Source organism: Bradyrhizobium sp. 195, assembly GCF_023101665.1.
GTDB lineage: Bacteria > Pseudomonadota > Alphaproteobacteria > Rhizobiales > Xanthobacteraceae > Bradyrhizobium.
Genome location: NZ_CP082161.1, coordinates 4,162,821 through 4,185,629, shown reverse-complemented (window position 1 = coordinate 4,185,629; position 22,809 = coordinate 4,162,821). Strand labels below are relative to the sequence as shown.

Annotated in this window: 28 protein-coding genes; 14 read left to right on the top strand and 14 right to left on the bottom strand. The window is 64.4% G+C overall.

Annotated elements, in window-relative coordinates; all coding sequences use genetic code 11:
• Window positions 1-85: 85 nt before the first annotated feature.
• Window positions 86-289: a DUF2735 domain-containing protein gene (locus IVB26_RS19225; protein WP_247966942.1), complete on the top strand. Its 204-nt coding sequence runs from the start codon at window positions 86-88 to the stop codon at window positions 287-289.
• A 113-nt stretch (window positions 290-402) separates the two neighbouring features.
• Here IVB26_RS19225 and IVB26_RS19220 read toward each other — a convergent pair whose 3' ends face one another.
• Window positions 403-714: an MliC family protein gene (locus IVB26_RS19220; protein WP_247966941.1), complete on the bottom strand. Its 312-nt coding sequence runs from the start codon at window positions 712-714 to the stop codon at window positions 403-405.
• A 72-nt stretch (window positions 715-786) separates the two neighbouring features.
• On the opposite strand from IVB26_RS19220, the gene IVB26_RS19215 reads away from it, so the two are divergent.
• From IVB26_RS19215 to IVB26_RS19200, 4 genes are read left to right on the top strand one after another with little or no spacing between them, the layout of a single operon-like run.
• Window positions 787-1,530 (top strand): tyrosine-protein phosphatase, encoded by a 744-nt coding sequence (locus IVB26_RS19215; protein ID WP_247966940.1) that lies wholly within the window; start codon window positions 787-789, stop codon window positions 1,528-1,530.
• 23 nt (window positions 1,531-1,553) lie between these two features.
• Entirely contained in the window at window positions 1,554-2,234 is a 681-nt protein-coding gene (locus tag IVB26_RS19210; RefSeq protein ID WP_247966939.1) for an SDR family oxidoreductase, read from the top strand.
• A gap of 51 nt (window positions 2,235-2,285) precedes the next feature.
• On the top strand, window positions 2,286-2,483 hold the full coding sequence (locus IVB26_RS19205; protein ID WP_247966938.1) for a hypothetical protein: 198 nt from the start codon (window positions 2,286-2,288) through the stop codon (window positions 2,481-2,483).
• Window positions 2,480-2,734, top strand: coding sequence for a ParE family toxin-like protein (locus IVB26_RS19200; RefSeq protein WP_247966937.1), 255 nt, complete (start codon window positions 2,480-2,482; stop codon window positions 2,732-2,734). Before IVB26_RS19205 ends, IVB26_RS19200 begins: the two co-directional genes overlap by 4 nt.
• 6 nt (window positions 2,735-2,740) lie before the next feature.
• Here the strand turns inward: IVB26_RS19200 and IVB26_RS19195 are convergent, their stop codons facing one another.
• Complete coding sequence (locus IVB26_RS19195) at window positions 2,741-3,094, bottom strand: GrlR family regulatory protein (protein WP_247966936.1); 354 nt, start codon at window positions 3,092-3,094, stop codon at window positions 2,741-2,743.
• A gap of 122 nt (window positions 3,095-3,216) precedes the next feature.
• Here IVB26_RS19195 and IVB26_RS19190 point away from each other — a divergent pair, with 122 nt between their 5' ends.
• The gene (locus IVB26_RS19190; protein WP_247966935.1) at window positions 3,217-3,903 is read left to right on the top strand and encodes a DUF2161 domain-containing phosphodiesterase; all 687 of its coding nucleotides are present in this window, start codon (window positions 3,217-3,219) and stop codon (window positions 3,901-3,903) included.
• A 95-nt stretch (window positions 3,904-3,998) separates the two neighbouring features.
• The gene (locus tag IVB26_RS19185; RefSeq protein WP_018317488.1) at window positions 3,999-4,304 is read left to right on the top strand and encodes a hypothetical protein; all 306 of its coding nucleotides are present in this window, start codon (window positions 3,999-4,001) and stop codon (window positions 4,302-4,304) included.
• Between the two features lie 79 nt (window positions 4,305-4,383).
• On the opposite strand, the gene IVB26_RS19180 is transcribed toward IVB26_RS19185, so the two are convergent.
• Both IVB26_RS19180 and IVB26_RS19175 read right to left on the bottom strand, forming a co-directional pair.
• A complete protein-coding gene (locus IVB26_RS19180; protein WP_247966934.1) occupies window positions 4,384-4,995 on the bottom strand; it encodes a GNAT family N-acetyltransferase in 612 nt (203 codons plus the stop codon).
• A gap of 149 nt (window positions 4,996-5,144) precedes the next feature.
• Window positions 5,145-5,546 (bottom strand): PaaI family thioesterase, encoded by a 402-nt coding sequence (locus IVB26_RS19175; protein ID WP_247966933.1) that lies wholly within the window; start codon window positions 5,544-5,546, stop codon window positions 5,145-5,147.
• 119 nt (window positions 5,547-5,665) lie between these two features.
• Here IVB26_RS19175 and IVB26_RS19170 point away from each other — a divergent pair, with 119 nt between their 5' ends.
• Window positions 5,666-6,454: a cobalamin-binding protein gene (locus tag IVB26_RS19170; RefSeq protein WP_247966932.1), complete on the top strand. Its 789-nt coding sequence runs from the start codon at window positions 5,666-5,668 to the stop codon at window positions 6,452-6,454.
• A 115-nt stretch (window positions 6,455-6,569) separates the two neighbouring features.
• On the opposite strand, the gene kynU is transcribed toward IVB26_RS19170, so the two are convergent.
• The 5 genes from kynU to IVB26_RS19145 all read right to left on the bottom strand — a co-directional run bounded on the left by kynU (window position 6,570) and on the right by IVB26_RS19145 (window position 11,754).
• A complete protein-coding gene (kynU, locus tag IVB26_RS19165; RefSeq protein ID WP_247966931.1) occupies window positions 6,570-7,772 on the bottom strand; it encodes a kynureninase in 1,203 nt (400 codons plus the stop codon).
• 8 nt (window positions 7,773-7,780) lie between these two features.
• Window positions 7,781-8,620 carry a tryptophan 2,3-dioxygenase gene (gene kynA / locus IVB26_RS19160; RefSeq protein ID WP_247966930.1) on the bottom strand — a complete coding sequence of 280 codons (840 nt, stop codon included), beginning with the start codon at window positions 8,618-8,620 and terminating at the stop codon, window positions 7,781-7,783.
• A 37-nt stretch (window positions 8,621-8,657) separates the two neighbouring features.
• Window positions 8,658-9,467 (bottom strand): alpha/beta hydrolase, encoded by an 810-nt coding sequence (locus IVB26_RS19155; protein ID WP_247966929.1) that lies wholly within the window; start codon window positions 9,465-9,467, stop codon window positions 8,658-8,660.
• Window positions 9,468-9,697: 230 nt separating this feature from the next.
• Complete coding sequence (locus IVB26_RS19150) at window positions 9,698-10,975, bottom strand: ArgE/DapE family deacylase (protein WP_247966928.1); 1,278 nt, start codon at window positions 10,973-10,975, stop codon at window positions 9,698-9,700.
• A gap of 53 nt (window positions 10,976-11,028) precedes the next feature.
• Window positions 11,029-11,754 carry a pyridoxamine 5'-phosphate oxidase family protein gene (locus IVB26_RS19145; RefSeq protein WP_247966927.1) on the bottom strand — a complete coding sequence of 242 codons (726 nt, stop codon included), beginning with the start codon at window positions 11,752-11,754 and terminating at the stop codon, window positions 11,029-11,031.
• A gap of 74 nt (window positions 11,755-11,828) precedes the next feature.
• Here IVB26_RS19145 and pdxR point away from each other — a divergent pair, with 74 nt between their 5' ends.
• Both pdxR and IVB26_RS19135 read left to right on the top strand, forming a co-directional pair.
• Window positions 11,829-13,301, top strand: a complete 1,473-nt coding sequence (pdxR, locus tag IVB26_RS19140) for a MocR-like pyridoxine biosynthesis transcription factor PdxR (protein WP_247966926.1) — start codon at window positions 11,829-11,831, stop codon at window positions 13,299-13,301.
• A 67-nt stretch (window positions 13,302-13,368) separates the two neighbouring features.
• The gene (locus IVB26_RS19135; RefSeq protein ID WP_247973213.1) at window positions 13,369-13,614 is read left to right on the top strand and encodes a DUF6719 family protein; all 246 of its coding nucleotides are present in this window, start codon (window positions 13,369-13,371) and stop codon (window positions 13,612-13,614) included.
• A gap of 12 nt (window positions 13,615-13,626) precedes the next feature.
• On the opposite strand, the gene IVB26_RS19130 is transcribed toward IVB26_RS19135, so the two are convergent.
• The 3 genes from IVB26_RS19130 to IVB26_RS19120 form a co-directional block, all read right to left on the bottom strand.
• Window positions 13,627-13,989 carry a hypothetical protein gene (locus IVB26_RS19130; protein ID WP_247966925.1) on the bottom strand — a complete coding sequence of 121 codons (363 nt, stop codon included), beginning with the start codon at window positions 13,987-13,989 and terminating at the stop codon, window positions 13,627-13,629.
• Between the two features lie 35 nt (window positions 13,990-14,024).
• The gene (locus tag IVB26_RS19125; RefSeq protein ID WP_247966924.1) at window positions 14,025-14,252 is read right to left on the bottom strand and encodes a hypothetical protein; all 228 of its coding nucleotides are present in this window, start codon (window positions 14,250-14,252) and stop codon (window positions 14,025-14,027) included.
• Window positions 14,253-14,841: 589 nt separating this feature from the next.
• On the bottom strand, window positions 14,842-15,390 hold the full coding sequence (locus IVB26_RS19120) for a CreA family protein (RefSeq protein WP_247966923.1): 549 nt from the start codon (window positions 15,388-15,390) through the stop codon (window positions 14,842-14,844).
• A 207-nt stretch (window positions 15,391-15,597) separates the two neighbouring features.
• On the opposite strand from IVB26_RS19120, the gene IVB26_RS19115 reads away from it, so the two are divergent.
• From IVB26_RS19115 to IVB26_RS19100, 4 genes are all read left to right on the top strand, one after another.
• Window positions 15,598-17,178 carry a L,D-transpeptidase gene (locus IVB26_RS19115; RefSeq protein ID WP_247966922.1) on the top strand — a complete coding sequence of 527 codons (1,581 nt, stop codon included), beginning with the start codon at window positions 15,598-15,600 and terminating at the stop codon, window positions 17,176-17,178.
• 89 nt (window positions 17,179-17,267) lie between these two features.
• On the top strand, window positions 17,268-17,837 hold the full coding sequence (locus IVB26_RS19110) for a glutathione peroxidase (protein WP_247966921.1): 570 nt from the start codon (window positions 17,268-17,270) through the stop codon (window positions 17,835-17,837).
• 166 nt (window positions 17,838-18,003) lie between these two features.
• Window positions 18,004-19,029 carry a polysaccharide deacetylase family protein gene (locus IVB26_RS19105; RefSeq protein ID WP_247973212.1) on the top strand — a complete coding sequence of 342 codons (1,026 nt, stop codon included), beginning with the start codon at window positions 18,004-18,006 and terminating at the stop codon, window positions 19,027-19,029.
• A 7-nt stretch (window positions 19,030-19,036) separates the two neighbouring features.
• A complete protein-coding gene (locus IVB26_RS19100) occupies window positions 19,037-19,588 on the top strand; it encodes a dihydrofolate reductase (RefSeq protein WP_247966920.1) in 552 nt (183 codons plus the stop codon).
• A gap of 3 nt (window positions 19,589-19,591) precedes the next feature.
• Here IVB26_RS19100 and IVB26_RS19095 read toward each other — a convergent pair whose 3' ends face one another.
• Both IVB26_RS19095 and IVB26_RS19090 read right to left on the bottom strand, forming a co-directional pair.
• Window positions 19,592-20,044 (bottom strand): DoxX family protein, encoded by a 453-nt coding sequence (locus IVB26_RS19095; RefSeq protein WP_247966919.1) that lies wholly within the window; start codon window positions 20,042-20,044, stop codon window positions 19,592-19,594.
• A 288-nt stretch (window positions 20,045-20,332) separates the two neighbouring features.
• The gene (locus IVB26_RS19090; protein ID WP_247966918.1) at window positions 20,333-22,642 is read right to left on the bottom strand and encodes an NADP-dependent malic enzyme; all 2,310 of its coding nucleotides are present in this window, start codon (window positions 22,640-22,642) and stop codon (window positions 20,333-20,335) included.
• Between the last annotated feature and the right edge of the window lie 167 nt (window positions 22,643-22,809).

Genomic DNA, 22,809 nt, shown 5'->3' with positions numbered 1-22,809 from the left:
GGCCGATATGGGGACTCCGGTAACCACAATCGAACGAGTCGGGCGCACCATGGAGGCTAAGGCGCTTCGACCAAGGAGAATCGCAATGATGAACAATGGTCTGAGTCATGGATCGGCAACGATCTACCAATTTCCGGTCGGGGGCCGCGCAGCTCTCGCCGGACGCCGCAATGGCGAGACTCGCCTTCCTGCCGATCACGCGCCGCTTCCCGCGAACGCCTCGATCTGCAGCGACAGCTGGTACCACCAGGACGCGGTCGACGAAGCCAAGCCGAAATGGGATCGCTGATGCCCGCGCTTGGTTTGAAACCGCCGCGCTCGCGCAAGCGCCCGTCGGCAGTTCAAAAAGGGTCGAAACAACAATGTTTCGGCCCTTTTTGATTCTCGCATGAATGACGCCGTTCAGATCACCGCGCAGGTCGCCGCCGGCCGCTTCAGATGCTTGACCGTGGTGGTCCCGGTCTTGCCGATGGTCAGCGTGATACCCGCCCCCGAATAGCGTATGCCGGAGACCGTCAGCCGCTTGGCGAGCGTGACCGGCTCGCCGTCGATCTGAAGAAAAGCGCGCTTGTCGTAATGATAGAATCCAACGATGAACTGCGTCCCGTCGCTGCAGCGATAGGTCTGGAACGTCTGCGCTGCAGCCTGCCGCGCGCCGGAAATTCCAGCTGCCAGCATGGTGACCCCCAAAAGAATGGCCTTGTGCCGGACCATGATCGCCCCCTGTAATAGACTTCAAGGACGCCGCCTCGTGCGTCCAATGGAACCATAACCGAAGCCGATCCCATGTCAGACTCCCCCGCCCGCCACCTCGCCTTGCAAGGCGCCAGCAATTTCCGCGATCTCGGCGGCTATCCGACGTCCGATGGCCGCACCACGCGCTGGCGGCACATCTTCCGCTCCAACCATCTCGGCCAGCTCACCGCCGCCGATGTCGAGATCGTCCGCGCGCTGGGCGTGCGAAGCGCGTTCGATTTCCGTGGGGTCGAGGAGCGCGCCGCCGGCGTCTGCGTCGTGAACGAGATCACGGTGCATTCGCTGCCGATCGAGCCGAGCGTCGTCGCTGCGTTGCGCGCCGAACTCGCGAGGGGCACGCTGACCGCGCCGGTCGCCCTCGAGCTCATGCGCGAGTCCTATCGCAACTATGTCCGCCACCACACGGACAGCTTTCGCAGCCTGTTCGGCCATCTCCTCGAAGATTGCGCGCCGCTGGTCATTCACTGCACCGCCGGCAAGGACCGCACCGGCTTTGCCAGCGCGCTGATCCTGCATGCGCTCGGCGTGCCCGATGACGTCATCGCCGAGGACTACCTGCTCACCAACCAACACTACAAGCGCGATGCGACGGCCGCCATCGACCTGCCGGACGACGTGCGCAATGCCATCGGCAGCGTCGAGGCTTCCTATCTCGCCGCTGCGTTCGAAGCCGTCGGCGAGGAATACGGTGATCTGGAAGCCTACTTGCGCGATGGGCTCAAGCTCGGCACAGCAGAGCGGACCGCACTGAAGGCGCGCTATCTGCAATCATAGGCCGCCGCGCTGGGAGAACGATGATGCACGACAAGGTCCTGATCGTGACAGGCGCGCGCGGCGCGCTCGGCAAGGTGGTTGCGGACCTCGCACGATCGCGCGGGGCGCGCGTGGCCAGCATCGATCATGCGCCTTCACAGGGCGCCGCGACGCCAGACCGCATCGAGATCGGAGGCGTCGACCTGTCCGATGCAATCCAGGCGAAGACAGCGGTCGATGCGGCGGCCAAGCATTTCGGCCGGCTCGATGCGCTGGTCAACATCGCCGGCGGCTTCGCGTTCGAGACCGTCGGCGACGGCGACATCAAGACCTGGCAGCGCATGTACACGCTCAATGTCCTGACCGCGCTCAACACCTCGCGCGCGGCGCTGCCGCACCTGGCCGCGTCCAAAGCCGGCCGCATCGTCAATATCGGCGCCACGGGCGCGCTCCAGGCCGGCAGCGGCATGGGGCCTTATGCGGCCTCGAAGGCAGGCGTGCATCGTCTCACCGAGGCGCTCGCCAGCGAGTGGAAGGGCAAGGTCACGGTGAACGCGGTGCTGCCGTCGATCATCGACACCAAGGCCAACCGCACCGACATGCCGAAAGCGGACTTCTCCAAATGGGTGACGCCGCAGGAACTCGCCGAGGTCATCCTGTTCCTCGCGAGCGAGGCCGCAAGCGGCGTCACCGGCGCGCTGATCCCGGTCGGCGGGCGGGTTTAGGTCCAGCTTCGCACACCTTTCCAAACCGCCCTGCATTGCTATATTTGAACGATGACAACGGAAGATATTGAGCGAGCGATCGAGCGACTCACGCCTGACGAATTGGCGCGGTTTCGTGCGTGGTTCGAGCAGTTCGACGCTGATCGCTTTGATCAGGCATTGGAGCACGGCGTCAATGCGGGCAAGCTCGATGCCCTTGCCGAGGAGGCGCTGAACGAATATCGCGCCGGCCAAACGCGCGACCTGTGAAGCACACCGCATCGACGAAATTCTGGAAGGCCTATGAGGCGCTCCCCGTCAATGTTCGACGGCTGGCCGATGCCAACTTCAAGCTCTTGAAGAGCGACTCCACGCATCCCTCGCTTCAGTTCAAACGGGTCGGACGATATTGGTCCGCTAGAGTTGGGCTTCGCTATCGTGCTTTGGCGGTTGAATCTGACGGAGCCTATGTCTGGTTCTGGATCGGCTCGCACGCAGATTACGACCGTCTCGTAAGCTGAGATCCGTCAATCCGGCACCAACAGCCGCAGATTGCCTTTGAAACGGATGCTCTGCTTGCCGGCGAGCGCCATGCCTTCGCCATAGGCGGTCTCGTCGGTGTAGGTGCCGCTGAAGCCGATGGTGACGATTTTGCGGCCCCACACCGGGCGCTCGTCGAACGAGGGCGAGTGCTCCTCATTGGTCAGCTCGCCCTTCCACTTGCCGTCAGCTGAGGTGTAGCTGCCGTAGGCGAAGAAGAATGAATCGCCGCCCCGCATGGTGCCGTCGCGCAGCACCATGACGCCCTGATTGCCGCCCTGGACAGCATCCAGCATCTGGATGCGAATGTGATAAAGCCCGTTCCTGATCGTCATCTTCATCGAGCGCCCGACTATCCCGCTCGCAAGATAACCGCACCACAGGTTCCCGATCAAATGGCGCAGAGTACCAAATCCGATCCGGGCTAGACTGCTCGCGACTGATTCTCCGACCGGACGCTCCCTTGGAAACCGCACTCTACCTGCCCGTCAAACGCTTCCTCGAAGAGCTCGGCTTCACCGTGAAGGGCGAGATCGGCGGCTGCGATCTCGTGGGCCTCAGCGCCGGCGATCCGCCGGTGGTGGTGATCGGCGAACTCAAGCTCGCCTTCAATCTCGAGCTGATCCTGCAGGCGGTCGACCGCGCGCCGGCCGGCGACGAGGTCTGGATCGCGGCAAAGATGTCGATCCGCGGCAAGGGACGCGAGAGCGACGCGCGCTATCGCAATCTCTGCCGCCGCCTCGGCTTCGGCATGCTCGGCGTCACCGATCGCGGCCAGGTCGAGGTGCTGGTAAAGCCGCCGACGGCGGCGCCGCGCCGCGAGCCGAAGGTCCGTTCGCGCCTCGTCGCTGAGCATCAGCGCCGCCAGGGCGATCCCGTGCTGGGCGGCAGTACCCGCGCGCCGATCATGACGGCCTATCGGCAACAGGCGCTGGCCTGCGCCTCGGCGCTCGCTGACGGGCCGCGGCGCGTGCGCGAATTGCGCGAACATTGTCCTGATGCCGGCAAGATCTTGCTTAACAATGTGTATGGCTGGTTTGAACGGGCGGACCGGGGAATTTACGGGCTCACCGAGGCCGGACACGCCGCCCTGAAGCGCTGGCCGCAACCACGGATTGCGATCGATGTCGGTGTCGCGTCACTACCCTGACACCCGACCGGTGCATAGCTGAGATGCCACACCAATTTCATATTGCAATGCAACATCTGTGGCACTAGGTATCCCGGCATCAGAACGAGGCCGCTATGAGCGCAGACTGGAATACCAAATATGGCACGCGGCGCGTCCGCCATGATCCGCCCACTCTGGACGAGGCGATCTTCGCCGCCATCGGCATCACCGACGATCATGAGCAGCAGGCCGAGATCGCCGCAGCCCTGATGGGGATGCCGCTCGATGTCGTGCAGGCCGAGGTGAAGAAGCAGGCGCGCACGAACAGCCGCATCACTGCGACGCGCGTGATCGCCGGTGAACAGGGTGCACAGCGCTCCGTCGTGGTCGAACGCCGCGTCGTCCGCCGTTTCGGCAACGACAAGCGCACCGGCACCTGAACCCCCGGTTCTCCACCCAATACAAAAGCGGACCGGTTTTGCCGGTCCGCTTTTTTGATTCCGGTCCTGCTTTTTTAGGTCAGGCGGCGCGATTGCCGTACATGCTGGAGATGATCTTCCAGCAGGTCGAGTTGAAGCTGAGAAGAGCGCGCCCGGCCGTAAAGGGCGAAGCCGCGAGATCGGCGAGCTCGGCCTCAGGTGTCTTGGCGAGATCAATGGTGCCGGTCGATTCGCCGTGACGGAAAGCCAGATGCGCGCCGAACTTCCTTGCGAGCGCCCGCATCGCCTGGTTCTCGGCGCCCGTGGTGATGCGCAGGCGCTTATAGCCTTTCCAGCGCGCCTCCGCGATCAGGCGGCGGAACAGCACGGTGCCGACGCCTTGGCGGCGTGCAGAGGCTTCCACGCTGAAGGCGACTTCAGGGAGAGAATCGTCTTCCTCCGGATGCAGTTCGGCCGCACCGCGGACAACGCCGTCAACGATGTAAGCGACGATCACAGTGCCATCCTCGGCACAGCGCGCGGCGTATCGCTCGATGAAGCTGTCGTCGAGAAAACCGTTGAAGCGATCGTGCCGGCTTTCGGCATCGAGTCTCAGCAGGTGATCGCGTAGAAGCGGCAATTCTTCCAGCTGGCTCAGGGTCCGCACATAGCCCGGAACGGACGGCATGCGGGTAGTGTCTTCAAGTGCCACGTCAAAACTCCTCTTGGTGTCCCTCGAGGAGGCGTTCGAATCCCTAGGTCCCCAATATTGTGCGTCGCAACATACTTTTCAAGCCGGGAACCTGCCCAAGTTTCGGGCATGAGGAACGACGAATCGTTAATGAGATCAAGGCCCCGTATTCATCCGAGGACCAGTTGGGTCTGGGTCACCACCGCGACCAGCTTGCCGTCTTCGGTTTCCAGCCGGGTGGTCCAGACCTGGGTCCGCCGGCCCCGGTGAACCGGGGTCGCAGTGGCAATGACGGTGGTTCCCTCCTTCGCCCCACCGATGAAATTGGTCTTGCTTTCCAGCGTGGTCGTTCCCTTGGCGTCGTCAGGCAGGTTGATCACGGTCGCGGCCGCGCCAACGGAATCGGCCAGCGCCATTACGGCCCCGCCATGGATGGTGTGGTGAAGCGTGCAGAGATCGGACCGGACAGTCATCCGCGCCACCACGCGGTCCTTCTCGGCCTCGACGAACTCGACGCCCTTGAGCTCGGCGAACGGCATCTTCATCGCTTTAAGTTTCTCGAGCGGCGTCATCAGATGTCCTCCCAATCCATTGTTGTGTCAGCGTGAATGGCTTCGCGTAGCAAGGCAATGACGTTCGAGGTAATGGCCGTGCAGACATCGGCTCTCGTATTTGCGCATATGCTTGTCCCATGCGCCATTTCCCGCCCCGCCGCATCGTATGCCTGACCGAAGAGACGGTTGAAACGCTCTATCTGCTCGGCGAGCAGGACCGCATCGTCGGCGTCTCCGGCTACGCCGTCCGCCCGCCGCAGGTGCGCCGGGAGAAGCCGCGGGTGTCGGCGTTCGTCTCCGCGGACATCCCGAAGATCCTGGCGCTGGAACCGGAGCTGGTGCTGGCCTTCTCGGACCTGCAGGCCGGCATCGCCGCCGACCTCGTCCGCGCCGGCATCGACGTCCACGTCTTCAACCAGCGCGACGTCGCCGGGATTCTCGCAATGATCCGGACTCTGGGCGCGCTGGTCGGTGTGTCCGCACGCGCGGAGGAACTCGCGCGAGGTTTCGAAAGGCGCCTTGCCGCGACCGCCGCAATGCCCCGCCCCTCGCCGCCACCAAAGGTCTATTTCGAGGAATGGGACGATCCGTTGATCTCGGGCATCGGCTGGGTCTCCGAGCTGATCGAGATCGCCGGCGGTGCAGATGTGTTTCCGGAGTTGCGCCATCGGCAGGCCGCGAAGGATCGCATCGTCTCGGTTGAGGCGGTGCGCGGGGCTGCGCCCGACGTGATCCTCGCATCATGGTGCGGCAAGAAGGTCGTGCCTGCCCGCATCAAGCAGCGCGATGGCTGGAATGAGATTCCGGCTGTGCGCGACGACCGCATCGTCGAGATCAAGTCACCAATCATACTGCAGCCGGGACCGGCGGCCCTGACGAATGGGCTTGATGCGATCGTGACGGCGTTGTGGGACCAGCGCCCCTGATCTCTCCGCCGTCATTGCGAGCGAAGCGAAGCAAATCAGAATCCCTCGGTGCAGGGATTATGGATTGCTTCGTCGCAAGAGCTCCTCGCAATGACGCCGTTAGAGACTGCCTCCCTCACGTCACCGCGTTTACGACCTGATATTCCGGTCGTCGCCACACCTCGCCTGAAATCACCTCCTCGATGATCTCCGCCGCCCGCACGATCTCGCTCTCGCCGATATACAGCGGCGTGATGCCGAACCGCATGATGTCAGGCGCGCGGAAATCGCCGATGACGCCACGCCCGATCAGGGCTTGCATCGCGGCATAGCCGCCGTCGAAGGCGAAGGAGACTTGCGAGCCACGGCGATCATGCGCGCGCGGGGTGACCAGCTTCAAAGACGGGCAGCGGCGTTCGACTTCGGCGATCAGCAAGTCACCGAGCGCCAGCGAGCGGGCGTGGACCTCCGCGATATCGACGCGGTCCCAGATGTCGAGCGAGGCCTCCAGCGCTGCCATCGCCAGCACCGGCGGCGTGCCGACGCGCATGCGCTCGACGCCGCCCGCGGCCGCATAGGCAAGCTCGAATGCGAAGGGTTTTGCGTGACCCATCCATCCCGACAGCGCAGCGCGCGCGCTGTCGGCGTGGCGCCGTGCGACGTAGAGGAAGGCCGGCGCGCCAGGGCCGGCATTGATGTATTTGTAGGTGCATCCCGCCGCGAAATCGGCGCCGCTTCCGGCGAGATCGACCGGCAACGCGCCGGCGGAATGCGCGAGATCCCAGACAGTGACAATACCGAGCGCATGCGCTTTCGCAGTCAGATGCGCCATGTCATGGCGGCGGCCGGTGCGGTAGTCGACCTCGGTGATGTAGAGCACCGCGACCTCCTCCGACAGCGCGGATTCGATCTCCTCCGGCGCAACCAGACGCAATTGATGGCCGCGCCCGAGCGTGGCGATCAGGCCTTCGGCCATGTAGAGGTCGGTCGGAAAGTTGCCGGTGTCCGACAGGACGATCTTGCGCGACGCATTCATGTCGAGCGCGGCGGCAAGAGCCTGATAGACCTTGAGCGACAGCGTGTCCCCGACCATCACCGAGCCGGCTTCCGCGCCGATCAGTCGCGCGATGCGATCGCCGACATGGCGCGGCTGGGCGTACCAGCCCGCGGTGTTCCAGGCGCGGATCAGCTCAACGCCCCACTCCGTCGTGATGACGCGGTTGACGCGCTCGGCAACGCCGGATGGCAGCGCGCCAAGCGAGTTGCCGTCGAGATAGATCACGCCATCCGGCAAGTCGAACAGAGCTTTTGTGTCGTCATAGACGCGGTATTTGGTCATGGCCACTTCTACAGGATCGTTCGCACGCGCCAGAGTTCGGGGAACAACTCCACCTCCAGCATGCGTTTGAGATAGCTGACACCACCGGTGCCGCCGGTACCGCGCTTGAAGCCGATGACACGCTCGACCGTGGTCACGTGGTTGAAGCGCCAGCGGCGGAAATAATCCTCGAAGTCGACCAGTTTCTCGGCAAGCTCGTAGAGCATCCAATGCGTCTCCGGCGCCTCGTAGACGACGCGCCAGGCCTGCAGCACGCCTTCGTTGAAGCTGTGGGTCTCGCGAACATCGCGAGCCAGCACCGCGGCCGGCATCTTGAGCCCGTTGCGGTCGGCGAGCCGCAGCACCTCGTCATAGAGGCTGGGTGTCGCGAGTTCGGCTTCGAGCAGCTTCGTCGTCTCCACATCGTGCTCGTGCGGCTTGAGCATGGCGTGATTGCGGTTGCCGAGCAGGAATTCGATCAGCCGGTATTGACGCGACTGAAAGCCCGAGGACTGTCCGAGCTGAGAGCGGAAGCGCGTATACTCGCTGGGCGTCATGGTGCGCAGCACGTCCCAGGCGTTGTTGAGCTGTTCGAAGATCCGCGACATCCGCGCCAGCATCTTCATTGCAGGCTGCACCTCGTCGCTGGCGATGGCGCGGCGCGCGGCGCTGAGTTCGTGGATGGCAAGGCGCATCCACAGCTCCGTGGTCTGATGCTGGATGATGAACAGCATCTCGTCATGCGCTTCGGAGAGCGGATGCTGCGCGCCGAGGATCGCATCCAGCGCCAGGTAGTCGCCGTAGGACATCCGCCGGGCGAAATCGGTCTCGGCGCCTTCGTTTGCAGGATCGTAATCGCTGGACGTCATGGGCAGGCCCTTTCGAACGATCTTCCCCTGGCTTTGCTCAGTCGAGGCCGATCAGGCGCGCGGTGATCGGCGACGACGGATCCTTCAGTCCGTCGATCACGGTAAAATGGTTCAGTCCGGGATCGACGACGAGGCGGGTCTGCACGTCAAAGCTGGTCCAGATATTGGCAATCAGATCGGACTGGCGGATGAATTCGGGCCGCTCGCCGCCACCGACCCAGGCTGTCACCGGCGAATGCCCGCGCGGCAGGTGCAGCGCCGCGCTTTCCAGCGTCGCCTCTTCCATCGTCATGCCGAGCGTCTCGTTCATGCGGGTCTTCAGCAGCGGACGCAGATCGTGCAGGCCGCTGATCGAGAGCGTGCCGGCGATACGGTTGAAGACGGCAGGCTCGAGCCGGCTGTCGTCGCACAGCATGCGCGTGACGAGATGGCCACCGGCGGAATGGCCGGCAAGCCGGATCGGACCGGAGACGAGCGAGGCCGCCTCGGCGATCGCACCAGTGATCTCGGCGGTGATGTCGGAGATGCGTGCGGCCGGCGTCAGCGTGTAGCTCGGCAACGCCACCGTCCAGCCATGGTGCCGCGCACCTTCGGCGAGATCGGTCCATGTCGACTTGTCGAACCGCATCCAGTAGCCGCCATGCACGAAGACGACGAGACCCTTGCTGTCGCCGTCGGGCAGGATCAGGTCGAGCTTCTGACGCTCGCCGGCGCCATAGGCGATGTCGGCGCGAAAGTTCCTCAGCCCGGCCCGGTAGGCCGCCGCCCGCTCCGCCCATTGCGCCGGCATCTTGTCAGAGCCGGGGATATGGGCCGAATTGGCATAAGCATCATCCCAATCGCGCATTATCACTCCCGAGGACTCGCGAACCGGCCGCCAGTCTGCCACCGGTCACTGCCGCATCCTAGTCTTTATTTTAAGCTTAAAGGATTTAGGGGACAGATAGCTGAGCGCTCCAGCCAAGGTGCCGTAGGGTGGGCAAAGCGGAGCGTGCCCACGCACTGGCTATGTCGCATAAGACTCGTGGGCACGGCGCAAGGGCGCCTTTGCCCACCCTACGAGATCGGCGACCGCAGCTATGCCTTTTCCACCCCGCACCATTCCGCGATGAACAGCGCCATCGCCTTGGTCGTCTTCTTCAGCGACTCCAGCTCGACAAATTCGTTGAAGCCGTGCATCTCGCCGCCGCTGGCGCCGAAGCACAGGCTCGGGATGCCCTCGTTGAGGCCATAGAAGCGGGTGTCGGTGAGCGCGGTGAAGACGAGGTCCTCGACCGCGCCGCCATAGACCTTGCCGAACGCTTTGCCGAACGCAGCCTCCGGCGCGGCGGCGTCGGTCAGTTCATAGCCTTCCGACAGGAAGCCCGACCATTCGACCTCCGGCGGATTGTTGGCGAGAAAGCGATGGTTGCGCGCGGCGGCCGCGACGCAAGCCAGAATTTCCTTCTGGTGATCGGCAATCGACCAGCCCGGCAACACGGCGATGCGGCAATCGACATCGCACCAGGCCGGCACGCTGGAAGCCCAGTCGCCGCCCTTGATGATGCCGGGGTTGAAGTTGATGGGATGGTTGAGCGTCTTGAAGTGCCTGTCAGCCTTGGCGCGCTCGTTCCATTCGATCTCCAGCTTCTGCAGCGCCTGGATCAAATGATAGGCGGCCATGATGGCGTTTGCGCCGGAGCCGGCGAACGCCACGTGCGTCGGATGCCCCTTCACGCGCAGGCGAAACCAGATCACGCCGACTTGCGAGCGCACCATTTTGCCGCCGGTGGGTTCCGGAATGAAGCAGGCATCCGCACGATAGCCGCGCTGAAGCGTCGAGAGCGCGCCGACGCCTGTGCTCTCCTCCTCGATCACCGACTGGAAGTGGATCCGTGCCGTCGGCCTGAAACCCGCGGCCTTGATCGCATCCAGCGCATAGAGCGCGCCGATGGTGCCGGACTTCATGTCGCAGGCGCCACGGCCGAACATCTTGCCGTCCTTGATGACGGGCGAGAACGGCGGCGTGTCCCACAATTCCAGCGGGCCAGCGGGCACCACGTCGCAGTGGCCCTGCAGGATCAGCGATTTGCCGCTGTTCGTTTGCGGACGGTAGGTGCCCACCACCGAACGTGCCTTGGAGAAATCATGCTCTATCGGGCCGAAGCCGCGCAGATCCTTGAGATCATCGACATCGATGTGCCAGTCGTCGACCTCATAGCCACGCTCGCGCAGGAGGTCGCCGATCATGTCCTGACACGGCCCCTCCGCCCCGCGGGTCGAAGGGATCGCGACGAAATCGCGTGTGGTGGCAAGCTGGGCTTCGAAGCCGGCATCGACGGCGTCGAGAATCCTCTGCTGCGTATCGGCATTCATCAGGCAACTCCAGGCATTCCAATGGTCCCAAGGAGTGCGCAAACTAACCGATTTCAGCCGTTCGGGTACTCCACTAAATAAGCATCCCGCAATGCATCTTCGAGCAGCCGGCCCTCGGAATAGCCCTTCAACGTCGCAGGGCGCGTGACGCCGTCGAGCAGGCGCGGGCAAGGTTCCGGCGCGCCGATCACGGTGCGCACCGGGATGCGTTCGGCATAAATCGGCAACGCATAGTCCTCGTCGTCGTCAGCAACACCCTTGGCGCGTATCTTGGCCGAGGCTTCCTCGATTTCCATCGCGATGAAAGACGTCGCCTTGATCTCCTGCGTGTTGCTGGCCCGAAGGCTCGCGGTGCGATCCGGGAAGAAGCGGTCGACCATCGCGATCACCGCGCGCTCCTTCTCGCTGGGATCGGCAACGAGATAGGCGGTGCCGAATGCCATCACCGCACGGTAGTCGGCGGAATGGTTGAAGCCGCAGCGCGCCAGCACAAGGCTGTCGAGATGGGCGACCGTGAGACACACGCGCTCCCCCTTGGTCTGGCTGCGCAACATCCGGCTTGCGCTCGAGCCGTGCCAGTAGAGCCTGGTGCCCTCGCGCCAGAAGAAGGTCGGCGTGCAATAGGGCTGGCCGTCGATCACGTAGGAGACATGGCAGAGCATCGAGGAATCCAGGATGCGATGAACCGTGTCGTGATCGTAGAAGCCGCGATCGTGCCGGCGCTTCACCTGGCTGCGCGCGGAGGGCGGATAGGAATTGGTGGTCTCGGTCTGGCTCACGGCCGCTCCTGATCGGATTGGAAAGATCCGGAGTAGTTGTAGCGGCGCATTTGGTCTGCGATAGTTCCAATTCCATGCAAAAAATTCCGACCAATTCTCTCCCCTCCCCGGCCAAGACCGAGCTGTCGCTCGATCTCACCGGCCCGCACGTCACGGCCGGCGCTTCAGCCGCGCATCGGCTCTATCAGGCGCTGTGTGAGATGATCGTCTCCGGCCTCGTCAAGCCTGGCGAGCCGCTGCCGCCGTCACGCACGCTGGCGAAGCAAACGGGCTTTCGGCGCAACGCCGTCGTCACCGCCTATGAGCGCCTGATCGCCGACGGCTTTGCCGAAGCCACCGTCGGCTCCGGCACCTTCGTCGCCGCGCGCATCCCTGCGCGCGCGGCCGAACCGAACAAGCCGAAGGTCATCGTCGAAACGCCCGGTCAAGGCGCGTTCGCGCTCGGCTGCACGCATATCGACGAGCGCGCGGTGCAGCGCTTCCGCGCCTTCGTCGGCCGCCGCATGCGCGCCTTCGGCGCCGAGCACCTTCACTATGGCGATCCGCGCGGCAGCCGCGAGCTGCGCGCGGCGATCGCCGAACATCTGTTGTCGGCGCGCGGGCTGCGCTGCGATCCCGATCAGATCATGCTGACGTCGGGCGCTTTGCACGCGCTGCGCATCGTGCTGAGCGCGATCCTCAAAGCGGGCGACCAGGTCTGGTGCGAGGACCCCGGCTACCCTGCCGCGCGCAAGACCTTTGCACATTGCGGCTATCGCGCCGTGCCCGTTCCCGTCGACGAGCACGGCATGCGCATCGCCAAGGGCCGCGCCGCGGCGCCGTCCGCGCGTGCGGCCTATGTCACGCCGTCGCATCAGTTTCCGCTGGGCGTGCAGATGTCGATGCCGCGGCGGCTCGAGCTTCTGGACTGGGCCAGGCAGGCCGGAGCCTTCATCCTGGAGGACGATTACGACAGCGAGTTTCGCTATGATGGCGCGCCTTTGATGTCGCTCGCCGGCATCGACCGTCTCCAGCGCGTGATTTACCTCGGCACGTTTGCCAAGACGCTGTTTCCAGGCCTGCGTATCGGCTATTGCGCCCTGCCCGAGCGCCTGATCGCGGACGTGACGGCTGCGCGCGCGGCGCTCGACCGCTTTCCGGGCACGTTGATGGAAGGCGCGGTGGCCGACATGCTCAACTCGGGCGCGTTCGCCGCAAACCTTAAGCGCGTGCGAAAACTCTATCGCGAGGCGCGCGATGTGCTGGCCGAAACGCTGGAAGCCGCATCCGATGGCGCGCTATCCGTGCCGGTGCCGTCACAAGGCCTGCATCTCGTCGCCCGGTTCGATCCCTCGGTCGACCTGTCGGTGGCCGCGCAAGCCAAGCAGGCGGGCGGCGCGGAGGGCTGGCTATTGGCCGACACCTATTCGCGCACGCGCCCTCTGCCCGGCTTCGTGCTGGGATTTTCCGGCCACGCAGTTCCACAACTCGTAGCCTCTGCCGAACGGCTCGCGCGGGAATCGCGGTCAGCCTTGCGCGCGAAAAGCAAACCGGTTCGGCGGGCATAAGCAAGCTTGGCTATTAGAATCGCTCGCCGCTCCCTACATTGCGTCATCGATTCCGGGAGCCTTCATGATGTCACTCCGCCACGCGACCTGCCTCTCGCTCCTGATCTCCATCGCGCTTGCCGCTGCGGCGCATGCCGCCACGGTCGGACGCGAGCAGGACATCGTGGATCTGAAGCTCGGCCAGCGCGTGCTGGTGGACGACGGAACCTGCCCTGCCGGACAGGTCAAGGAAGTGCGCGGCGCAAAGATGACCGACAAGGGCGTCTCGCGCACGAGCTCCTGCGTGCCGCGGCAGGGGCCGAAAACAAAATGATGGCCTGAGAACCTACTTCGCCGGATCGAACATGCATTGCAGGGTTGGCTTGGCGATCTTGGTAAAGGTCGGGCCGATCTCGCCCTGCTTGGAAGCCGGAACCCAGTCGGTCTCGATGGTGGGCACGCCGGTCTCGCTGATGCCGCGCAACAGCGCTTCGCGCAGGTCGCGATCCTCGACGGCGGCCGCGGCGTGATCGTGCAGGCAGCCGCAGACTGCCTCCGGGTGCTCCCAGCGGCCGATCATGCGCGGCGCGCACTGGCGCACGAACTCGCTGCGGGGATTCGGTAACCTGGTGGGCGCGCGCACCTGCGCCTGAGCGGCATTGATCGTCAGAACAGAGACGAACGCAGCGGCGCAAAATCGAACGATCATGACGGCCTTTATCGGCTGAATTTTCTTGTTGTCGATCAGAAGCGCGCGGCAACCACGATCGGCTGCGACGTGGTGACGGTGACCGGCGAGCCGCTGTACTGGAAGGTGCCGACGCCGGGCAGATTGCCGTCCGGCGAGCCCGCCAACGAGGAGCCGGCAACCACGAAAGCGAAAGCAAGGATGAAGCTGAGCGCGCGCATGGTCTTGTCTCCGAATTCGGTGGCCGGCGGTGCGCCGTTCGTCGTTGTGAAGCTGATAACCATGGGCGGTTTCGCCCGTGATGCGCCAAAAGCCGAAAATGGTTTCATCTCCGTGAGAATTGTTTCGTCCGGTCCGAGACGACGACACAATTCTCTGAAAACGCCAACCATTTCAGTGAGGTCTCGCCAGAGCTCAAGGTGGCCTGCCAAGTTCCCACTCCGGTGTGCGAACACACTCGACGCAGCCGCCGTCATGCTCCCGCCGCACCCGCTTCACACGCATTTTACGTTTTCCTGCGAATGCAGCGGCAAACGAAGGCTGGTCCTGTCGAACCGGGCGCGCGTCGGCTGCGACCCAAGCCATCGAAACCTGGACGCCCGGATCACCGGGCGCGCTCACTTGAGGGATGGCCATTATGGTGGCGCAAGATCGCGCAACGCCGCGCGAGGCGGACCAACCGACGGACGGCGGAGATCAACGACCCAGTCGCGTCGCCTCAGCCGGCGCGATGTCGCTGCAGTCCGGCCGCGGCTTTGAGGCCGCGCCACAAGCCTTCGTGCGGCTGACCGGCTCGCATCTTGTCAAACCGCAGGCCAGTCGCGTCATTGTCCCTGAGTAAACGCAAGCGCATCACTGTGTAAACGCAAGCGGTCAGTGTGTGAAGAACTCGTCGCACTTCTGGACGTTTGCGTCCGCCGGTCCCCAAGGCATGATCGGCACGGTCGAGGTCGAGTTCTTCGGCGAGCCCTCGATTATCCTGTCCGAATAGACCATGTAGACCAGCACGTTGCGCTTGGTGTCGCAGCCGCGCACGATCTGCATCTTCTTGAAGAACAGCGACCGGCGTTGGCGGAACATGTCGTCGCCCTGCTCCATCTTGGTCTTGAACTTGATCGGGCCGACCTGGCGGCAGGCCAGCGAAATGTCCGACACCTCCTCGGCAAGGCCGAGCCAGCCCTTGAAACCGCCCTTTTCCGGCACCGTGAAATGACAGGCGACGCCCTCGACTTCGGGATCGTCGAGGCCATAGGTCGCGAGCTTGTCGTTCGGGCTCATCCATTTGAACACGGTGGAGCGGCGGAAGATCAGATCGGGCTCGTCGGCAGCTTGGACGGACGCCGCCGGCACGGCCAGGGCCAGGAGGAATAAGGCGAGACCTTTCAAGCGGATGCCGGCAAGACCAGGGAAACGAGATGACATGAAGTTCTCCGGTAACAAGTCCCCGCAATGTAGGAACGCGTCAGCCCGACAGGAAGACGACAGGCGGGCAGAGGCGGCCGCCGTTTACCGCTCTGTGAGGCTTTTTTGCTACGTCTTGGACAAAAGTCGCTGATAGCAGAACCGCCCTGGTGGTGAACGCGTATCCCCTTTGCGAGACTAACGTTTGATTGGAATATGGATTCGAGGATGAACAGCGTGAACGGGTCGGGTTTTTCTGCCAAGCCGGCGCGGCTGTGGCGGGTCGCCATTTTGACGGCGGCGGGCGCGATCGGCGCGACCAGCCAGGCAAACGCAGCATTTTATTATTGGACGGATTATTCCGACGGATCCTATTACGCCCGGCAAAACCGGCATCCCGAGATACCGCGCCAGAAGCCGCAGAAGCGCGACGGCAAGAAAGAGGTTGTCGCCGAAAAGCAAGTCGGCGCAAAGCCACAAGGGCCGCTGGTCATCGTCGTCTCGATCGACCGGCAGAAGGTGACGGTCTACGACACCAACGGCGTGTTTGCGGAATCTCCGGTGTCCACGGGCATGAAGGGCCATTCGACGCCGATGGGTGTGTTCAGCGTCATCCAGAAGCACAAATTCCACCATTCCAACATCTACAGCGGCGCGCCGATGCCGTACATGCAGCGGATCACCTGGTCCGGCGTCGCCATGCATGCCGGCGCGTTGCCGGGCTATCCGGCCTCGCATGGCTGCATCCGCATGCCGATGGCGTTCGCGGTGAAGATGTGGAATTGGACCAGGATGGGCGCGCGCGTCATCGTCGCGCCCGGCGAGATGACGCCGCACAGCTTCTCCCATCCCCTGCTCGCCTCGGTGCGCGTGCCGCCACAGCCTGCCGCGAGCCTCGAGCCGCAGAGCAATGTCGGCGACAAGGCCGACAAGGGCGCCGCGCAGACCAAAGCCGCCGAAACCGCGTCGGTCGAGACCAAGCCCACCGAGACCAAGACGGCCAGCGCCGACAGCATGCTCGAGCTGCGCGCCTCCGTCGGCCATACCGTGATGTCGGATGTGACCACGGGCACTGCGCCAGCCCACGAGGAAGCCGCCGCCCCGGCCGACAAGGCCAAGACGGCCGAGGCAATTGACGCGGCCAAGCCGCCGTCGGAAGACAAGCCGGCTAACGAGGACAAGCCTGCCGGCAAGGCCGAGCCGGTCAAGACGGAAGCAGCGGACTCCGCAAAGACGATCGATGCACCGGCACCTGCGCTCGCCGCCTCGCCCGACGCGAAGAAGGACGAAGGCCGCGTTGCTGATCCGGCGCCGGTCGCAAAGCCGGAAGCGCCCAAGCGGACCGGCCAGATCGCCGTCTTCATCAGCCGCAAGGATTCCAAGCTCTACGTGCGGCAGAATTTTGCGCCGCTGTTCGAGGTGCCGGTCACGATCGCCACCAGCGACCGGCCGCTCGGCACCCATATCTTCACCGCCGAACTCGACAAGACCGATACCAATGCACTGCGTTGGTCGGTGGTGTCGCTGCCCGTCTCCGCCCGTTCCGCGGCACGCGAGGACGACGGCCGGCTCACGCGCCGCGAACGCGGCGCTGCCGTGATCCCCGTCGCCGCCAAGCCCGTGACTTCCAAGCCCGTGGTCACGCCGGACAGCCCGGCTGCGGCCCTCGACCGTATCTCGATCCCTGCCGACACCATGGCGAAGATCAACGAGATGCTGACGTCAGGCGGCTCCATCATCATCTCCGACCAGGGCATCAACCAGGGCGAGACCGGCGAAGGCACCGACTTCATCGTCCGCCTGTACTAGTCTGTCGCCGCGCCGGATAACGCGGTGTTGACGAGGCGGATCGCGCGGGCGGAGTAACATGCGCCCGGATCATTTCGGGGGATGCCGTCATGATGAACCGCAGGACCGTTCTCACCATGGCCCTGGCCGGCACGCTGATGCCGGTCACGCGTGCATTCGCCGATGGCGGCATGAGCCGGATCTCGGCCTATGCCTTCTCCTTCCCCGCTTTGTCCGGCGACGAGATCCGCCTGGCCGCTTTCACCGGCAAGCCGCTGCTGGTGGTCAACACCGCCTCGCTCTGTGGCTACACGCCGCAATATGCCGGCCTGCAGGAGATCTGGACCGAGTTTCGCGCCCGCGGGCTCACCGTGATCGGCGTTCCCTCGAATGATTTCGGCGGCCAGGAGCCCGGCGGCAGCAGCGAGATCACGCAGACCGCGCACCACCAATATGGTGTTACCTTCCCGGTCGCGGCCAAGGCCGTCGTGATCGGGGCAAAGGCGCATCCATTCTACAAATGGGCGGCAGAGGCGCGACCGCGGGAAGTTCCGCGCTGGAACTTCCACAAATACCTGATCGGCCGCGATGGCTATATCGCCGATGTCTTTCCGTCCGCGGTCGAACCGGCCGACACGCGAATCAAGACCGCCGTCGCCAGGGTGCTGGCCGACAGTTGACGCAAGTTGCGCCCGATCCGGTTGGGCACAATTCTGGCGGGATGCCAAACAGCCGTTGCAATGGCGATAGCCCACCATCTAGGCTAGGATCGTTTGGGGCAGGATGATTTCTGCCGGAGGCGAAAAGCCGCGGCGGAACAACGGGATCAATCTCGAGGACAACACCATGCGCGTGGCGGCAGGACTGATTTTGGCAAGCGCGATATCCCTGGCCATGACCGGCGCGGCATGGTCGCAGACTCCGGCCGCAAAGCCCGCAGCCGCGACGCAAGCCGTCCCGGCAGCAACGCCGGCTGCGGCAACGCCCGCCCCGGCTCCGGCTGCCGCTCCCGCGGCAGCCGCCGCGCCAGCGGGTTTCGTCAATCCGCCCCCGCCCAAGCAAGCGCCGCAACCGGCCCGCGCGGCCTGCAACACGCCGGGCGCGCTCGGTGTCGCCCGCACCGTCGAGATCGACACCACCGGTGGCCCCGGCTTCGGCTTCGAGCATTTCAAGGACCTCGACTTCCTGCGCGACAAGGAGGTGGTGCTGACCTTCGACGACGGCCCCTGGCCCAAGAACACGCCCGCGGTGCTGAAGGCGCTCGCCGACGAATGCACCACCGGCATCTTCTTCTCGATCGGCAAGCACGCGACCTACGAGCCGGAAATCCTCAAGCAGGTCTATGCGGCCGGCCACACCGTGGGCACCCACACCTGGTCGCACGCCAATCTCAACAACAAGAAACTTACCGAAGCGCAGCGCAAGGAAGAGATCGAGAAGGGCCTGTCCGCGGTGAAGTGGGCGCTCGGCGGCATCTCGCCCTCGCCGTTCTTCCGCTTCCCGGCGCTCCAGCATCCGCCGGAGATGGTCACCTATCTCGGCAACCGCAACACCGCGATCTTCTCCTGCGATATCGACTCCTTCGACTTCAAGGCCTCGAAACCCGAGAAGGTGGTCGAGACCGTGATGAAGAAGCTCGACACCAAGGGCAAGGGCATCATCCTGATGCACGACTTCCAGAAGCACACCGCGGAGGCCCTGCCCGAGCTGCTCAAGCGCCTGAAGGCCGGCGGCTACAAGGTGGTGGCGATGCGCGCCAAATTCCCGGCATCGACGCTGCCCGAGTACGACCAGGAGCTGCTCAAGGACGCCAAGCTGCCGACGGTGAGCCAGCGCCCGGTCAACTCGGTGGTGACGACCGTTTCCGAATAGACGGCCATTGTCTTTCCGGATCGAAGGCTACGTCATCGTCTCAGCGGACGGCATGCTCGCCGACGCGGGTCACGTCATGCCCGACAGCCTGAAGTTCGAGGGCGACAAGCTGTTCTTCGAGCAGGCGCTCGATCGCGCCGCGGTGATCGTGCACGGCCGCAACTCGCATGAACAGCAGCCGAACTCGCCGAAGCGCAAGCGGCTGATCCTGACCCGCAAGATCAAGGCTCTCACCGTCGATCCGGAGATGCCGAACGCGACGCTGTGGAATCCGGAACACGCGAGCTTCGAAGATGCCTGCGACTTTGCGGACGTCGCCTCCGGCATGGTCGCCATCATCGGCGGCCCCTCCGTGTTCGACATATTCATGGGCCGTTACGACACGTTCTGGCTGTCGGAAGCTCCGCACGTGCGCCTGCCCGGCGGCGAAGGCTGTTTCGTCGGCGTGCCCCAGCGGACGCCGCACGAGGTGCTGGCGTCCCACGGGATGCAGCCGGCCGCGCCGTATCTGCTCGACGCGGCGCATGACGTCACGGTCACACCTTGGCGTAGGGCGTAGGCGCTATACGTCCCCGTAGGCGGCCTCGGCCGGGCGCGTGGTGCGGCCGTATCCCATGAGCATGAACAATGCGCCGATGATCGAGAGATTCTTGAGCGCGTCGACCACCATCTTTGCATTCTCGGGCGGCGCCTGGTTCCAGAAGTCGTCGAACAGCACGGTCGCGACCGCGACATAGATGATCAGCAGCATCGCGAAGAACCGCGCGCCGAAATTCAGCGCGATCATCAGCCCCGCGACGATCTCGAGGCCGCCGACGGCGATCGCCAGCAGCTGAGGCGTGGTCATTGCGGTCGCGGTCTCGACCTGCTTGGCGTAAGGCGCAATCACCTCAGGCACCACGACCTTGGTGGCGATGAAGTCGGCCGTCGCCTGGATAGCAAAGAGCTTGGTCGCGCCGGTGTAGATGAACAGCACGGCGAACAGGATCCGCCCGAAAGTCACGAACGCTGGCATGATCGGCCTCTTGGCAAGCTCAGAGCGCGGGGATGCTCGGCAGGATTATGAAGAGTCGTGCGCCGGTTTACAAACGGGGAAATGGAGAACTGAAAGGAATTCAAAACACGTCACACGTGCGGTGCCCCTTCTCCCCTTGTCGGAGAAGGTGGCGCGAAGCGCCGGATGAGGGGTATCTATCCGCCAATCCAATTGTGAGAGGTGCTCGCGGAGAGAAACCCCTCACCCGTCTCGCCGCTTCGCGGCGAGCCACCCTCTCCACAAGGGGAGAGGGCAAGAGCGACGCCCTTACGTGAACAACGTCGGCTGCTGCCGCGAGGCGCGCTCCTGGGCTTCCACCACGGCGACCGCCGTCATGTTGAGGATGCCGCGCGCGGTGACCGACGGCGTCAAGATATGCGCCGGGCGCGCCGGGCCGACCAGGATCGGACCGACGGGAAGCGCGTCCGCCAGCGACTTGATCATCTGATAGGCGACGTTGGCGGTGTCGAGGGTCGGCATGATCAGGATGTTGGCCTCGCCCTCCAGCTGGGAGTGCGGCAGCACCATCTTCCGCGCAGCAGCGGAGAGCGCGGTGTCGCCCTGCATCTCGCCGTCGGCCTCGATCTCCGGATGCTTGTCCTTCAACAATTGCGTCGCCCGCCGCATCTTGCGTGAGGAGTCGGTGTCATAGCTGCCGAAATCCGAGTGCGAGACGAAGGCGATCTTCGGCTTGATGTTGAAGCGCTGGACGTGGACCGCGGCGAGCGATGCGATCTCGGCGAGCTCCTCCGCGCTCGGATTGGGACGAACCTGCGTGTCGGCGATGAAGAAGGCGCCCTTGCTGGTGATCAGCAGCGCCAGCGCCGCGTAGTCGCTAATCCCAGGCGAGAAGCCGACGATCTCGCGCACATGGCGCAGATGGCTCATATAGCGGCCCTCGACGCCGCAAAGCATGGCGTCCGCCTCCCCGCGCGTGACCGCGAGCGCAGCGATCACCGTGTTGTTGGTGCGCACCACGGTGCGCGCCGCATCCGGCGTCACGCCGCGACGCCCGGCGACCTCGACATAGGACTGCACGTAGGAGCGGTAGCGCGGATCGTCCTCGGGATTGACGAGATCGAAATCCTTGCCGATGCGGATCGAGAGACCGAAGCGCTTGATGCGCGCCTCCACGACCGAAGGACGGCCGACCAGGATCGGCCGCGCCAGGTTCTCCTCCAGCACGACCTGCGTCGCCCGCAGCACGCGCTCGTCCTCGCCTTCGGCGTAGATCACGCGCACCGGCTGGGTCTTGGCCTTGGCGAACATCGGCTTCATGACGAGGCCGGAGCGGAAGGCGAAGCGCTCGAGCAGTGCGGTGTATTCGTCGAAATTGGTGATGGGCCGCGTTGCTACGCCCGACTCCATCGCCGCCTTCGCCACCGCCGGCGCGATGCGCAGAATCAACCTGGGATCAAAGGGGCTCGGGATCAGCGAACCCGGGCCGAAGCCTTGCGTCTCGCCGGTGTCGAAGCCTTGTGCAACCGCATCCGACGGCGCCTCGCGCGCGAGCTGGGCGATGGCCTCGACGGCTGCGTGCTTCATCTCCTCGTTGATGGCGCTGGCGCCGACGTCGAGCGCACCGCGGAAGATGAATGGAAAGCACAGGACGTTGTTGACCTGGTTCGGATAGTCGGAGCGCCCGGTGCAGATCATGGCATCGGGGCGCACCTTGCGCGCCTCCTCCGGCATGATCTCCGGGGTCGGGTTCGCGAGCGCCATGATCAAGGGCTTGTCGCCCATCGCCTTGGCCATCTCCGGCTTGAGCACGCCCGGCGCCGAAAGGCCGATGAAGATGTCGGCGCCGCCGATGACGTCGCCGAGTGTACGCTTGTCGGTCTTCTGCGCGTAGACCGCCTTCCAGCGGTCCATCGTGGTGTTGCGCCCCTCATGCACGAGCCCGTCGATGTCGCAGACCCAGATGTTCTTGCGCTGCGCGCCCATCGACACCAGGAGATTGAGAGTCGCGATCGCCGCGGCCCCTGCCCCCGACGCCACGATCTTGACGTCCGACAGCTTCTTACCGTTGAGCCTGAGGCCATTGGTGATGGCGGCGGCGACGATGATGGCGGTGCCATGCTGGTCGTCATGGAAGACCGGGATCTTCATGCGCTCCTTCAGCTGCGCCTCGATCTCGAAGCATTCCGGTCCGCGGATGTCTTCCAGATTGATGCCGCCGAAGGTCGGCTCGAGCGCGGCCACGGTCTCGACCACGCGGTCGATGGTATCGGCGGCGATCTCGATGTCGAACACGTCGATGCCGGCGAATTTCTTGAACAGGACGGCCTTGCCCTCCATCACCGGCTTGGACGCCAGCGGGCCGATATTGCCGAGGCCGAGCACCGCGGTACCGTTCGAGACCACGGCGACCAGATTGGCGCGGGTGGTCAGCGTGGCGGCTTCCGCCGGGTTCTTAGCGATCTCGGTGCAGGCCGCGGCAACACCCGGCGAATAGGCCAGCGCGAGGTCGCGCTGGTTGGCAAGCGGCTTGCTAGCCTGGATCTCGAGCTTCCCTGGGCGCGGCAGACGGTGATAGGCGAGTGCCGCCTGGTGGAGATCATCAGAATAGGACGACATGCGGTGTCTCGCCTCGCGTTACCGGCCTCAAAATGCACGATCCGGAGCGGCTGTCCAAGCCGACCGTATTTCCGGGTCATGGAAACGGGATGAAGCACGCCGGGTGCCCCGGTGGCAACATCCGATTGCGCGCCCATCAACAGGACGCGCGGTCAAACGCTTGAAAA

What these genes read in the sequence shown, in the direction of transcription:
- IVB26_RS19220 (WP_247966941.1), bottom strand. Translation starts at nt 714, where the DNA reads ATGGTCCGGCACAAGGCCATTCTTTTGGGGGTCACCATGCTGGCAGCT.
- IVB26_RS19135 (WP_247973213.1), top strand. Translation starts at nt 13,369, where the DNA reads ATGTCACTCCGCCACGCGACCTGCCTCTCGCTCCTGATCTCCATCGCG.
- IVB26_RS19155 (WP_247966929.1), bottom strand. Translation starts at nt 9,467, where the DNA reads ATGCGCGATTGGGATGATGCTTATGCCAATTCGGCCCATATCCCCGGC.
- IVB26_RS19095 (WP_247966919.1), bottom strand. Translation starts at nt 20,044, where the DNA reads ATGCCAGCGTTCGTGACTTTCGGGCGGATCCTGTTCGCCGTGCTGTTC.
- IVB26_RS19120 (WP_247966923.1), bottom strand. Translation starts at nt 15,390, where the DNA reads ATGTCATCTCGTTTCCCTGGTCTTGCCGGCATCCGCTTGAAAGGTCTC.
- IVB26_RS19170 (WP_247966932.1), top strand. Translation starts at nt 5,666, where the DNA reads ATGCGCCATTTCCCGCCCCGCCGCATCGTATGCCTGACCGAAGAGACG.
- IVB26_RS19105 (WP_247973212.1), top strand. Translation starts at nt 18,004, where the DNA reads ATGCGCGTGGCGGCAGGACTGATTTTGGCAAGCGCGATATCCCTGGCC.
- IVB26_RS19115 (WP_247966922.1), top strand. Translation starts at nt 15,598, where the DNA reads ATGAACAGCGTGAACGGGTCGGGTTTTTCTGCCAAGCCGGCGCGGCTG.
- IVB26_RS19130 (WP_247966925.1), bottom strand. Translation starts at nt 13,989, where the DNA reads ATGATCGTTCGATTTTGCGCCGCTGCGTTCGTCTCTGTTCTGACGATC.
- IVB26_RS19175 (WP_247966933.1), bottom strand. Translation starts at nt 5,546, where the DNA reads ATGACGCCGCTCGAGAAACTTAAAGCGATGAAGATGCCGTTCGCCGAG.
- IVB26_RS19185 (WP_018317488.1), top strand. Translation starts at nt 3,999, where the DNA reads ATGAGCGCAGACTGGAATACCAAATATGGCACGCGGCGCGTCCGCCAT.
- IVB26_RS19225 (WP_247966942.1), top strand. Translation starts at nt 86, where the DNA reads ATGATGAACAATGGTCTGAGTCATGGATCGGCAACGATCTACCAATTT.
- IVB26_RS19150 (WP_247966928.1), bottom strand. Translation starts at nt 10,975, where the DNA reads ATGAATGCCGATACGCAGCAGAGGATTCTCGACGCCGTCGATGCCGGC.
- IVB26_RS19195 (WP_247966936.1), bottom strand. Translation starts at nt 3,094, where the DNA reads ATGAAGATGACGATCAGGAACGGGCTTTATCACATTCGCATCCAGATG.
- IVB26_RS19210 (WP_247966939.1), top strand. Translation starts at nt 1,554, where the DNA reads ATGCACGACAAGGTCCTGATCGTGACAGGCGCGCGCGGCGCGCTCGGC.
- pdxR (WP_247966926.1), top strand. Translation starts at nt 11,829, where the DNA reads ATGCAAAAAATTCCGACCAATTCTCTCCCCTCCCCGGCCAAGACCGAG.
- IVB26_RS19125 (WP_247966924.1), bottom strand. Translation starts at nt 14,252, where the DNA reads ATGGTTATCAGCTTCACAACGACGAACGGCGCACCGCCGGCCACCGAA.
- IVB26_RS19090 (WP_247966918.1), bottom strand. Translation starts at nt 22,642, where the DNA reads ATGTCGTCCTATTCTGATGATCTCCACCAGGCGGCACTCGCCTATCAC.
- kynA (WP_247966930.1), bottom strand. Translation starts at nt 8,620, where the DNA reads ATGACGTCCAGCGATTACGATCCTGCAAACGAAGGCGCCGAGACCGAT.
- IVB26_RS19215 (WP_247966940.1), top strand. Translation starts at nt 787, where the DNA reads ATGTCAGACTCCCCCGCCCGCCACCTCGCCTTGCAAGGCGCCAGCAAT.
- IVB26_RS19205 (WP_247966938.1), top strand. Translation starts at nt 2,286, where the DNA reads ATGACAACGGAAGATATTGAGCGAGCGATCGAGCGACTCACGCCTGAC.
- IVB26_RS19110 (WP_247966921.1), top strand. Translation starts at nt 17,268, where the DNA reads ATGATGAACCGCAGGACCGTTCTCACCATGGCCCTGGCCGGCACGCTG.
- kynU (WP_247966931.1), bottom strand. Translation starts at nt 7,772, where the DNA reads ATGACCAAATACCGCGTCTATGACGACACAAAAGCTCTGTTCGACTTG.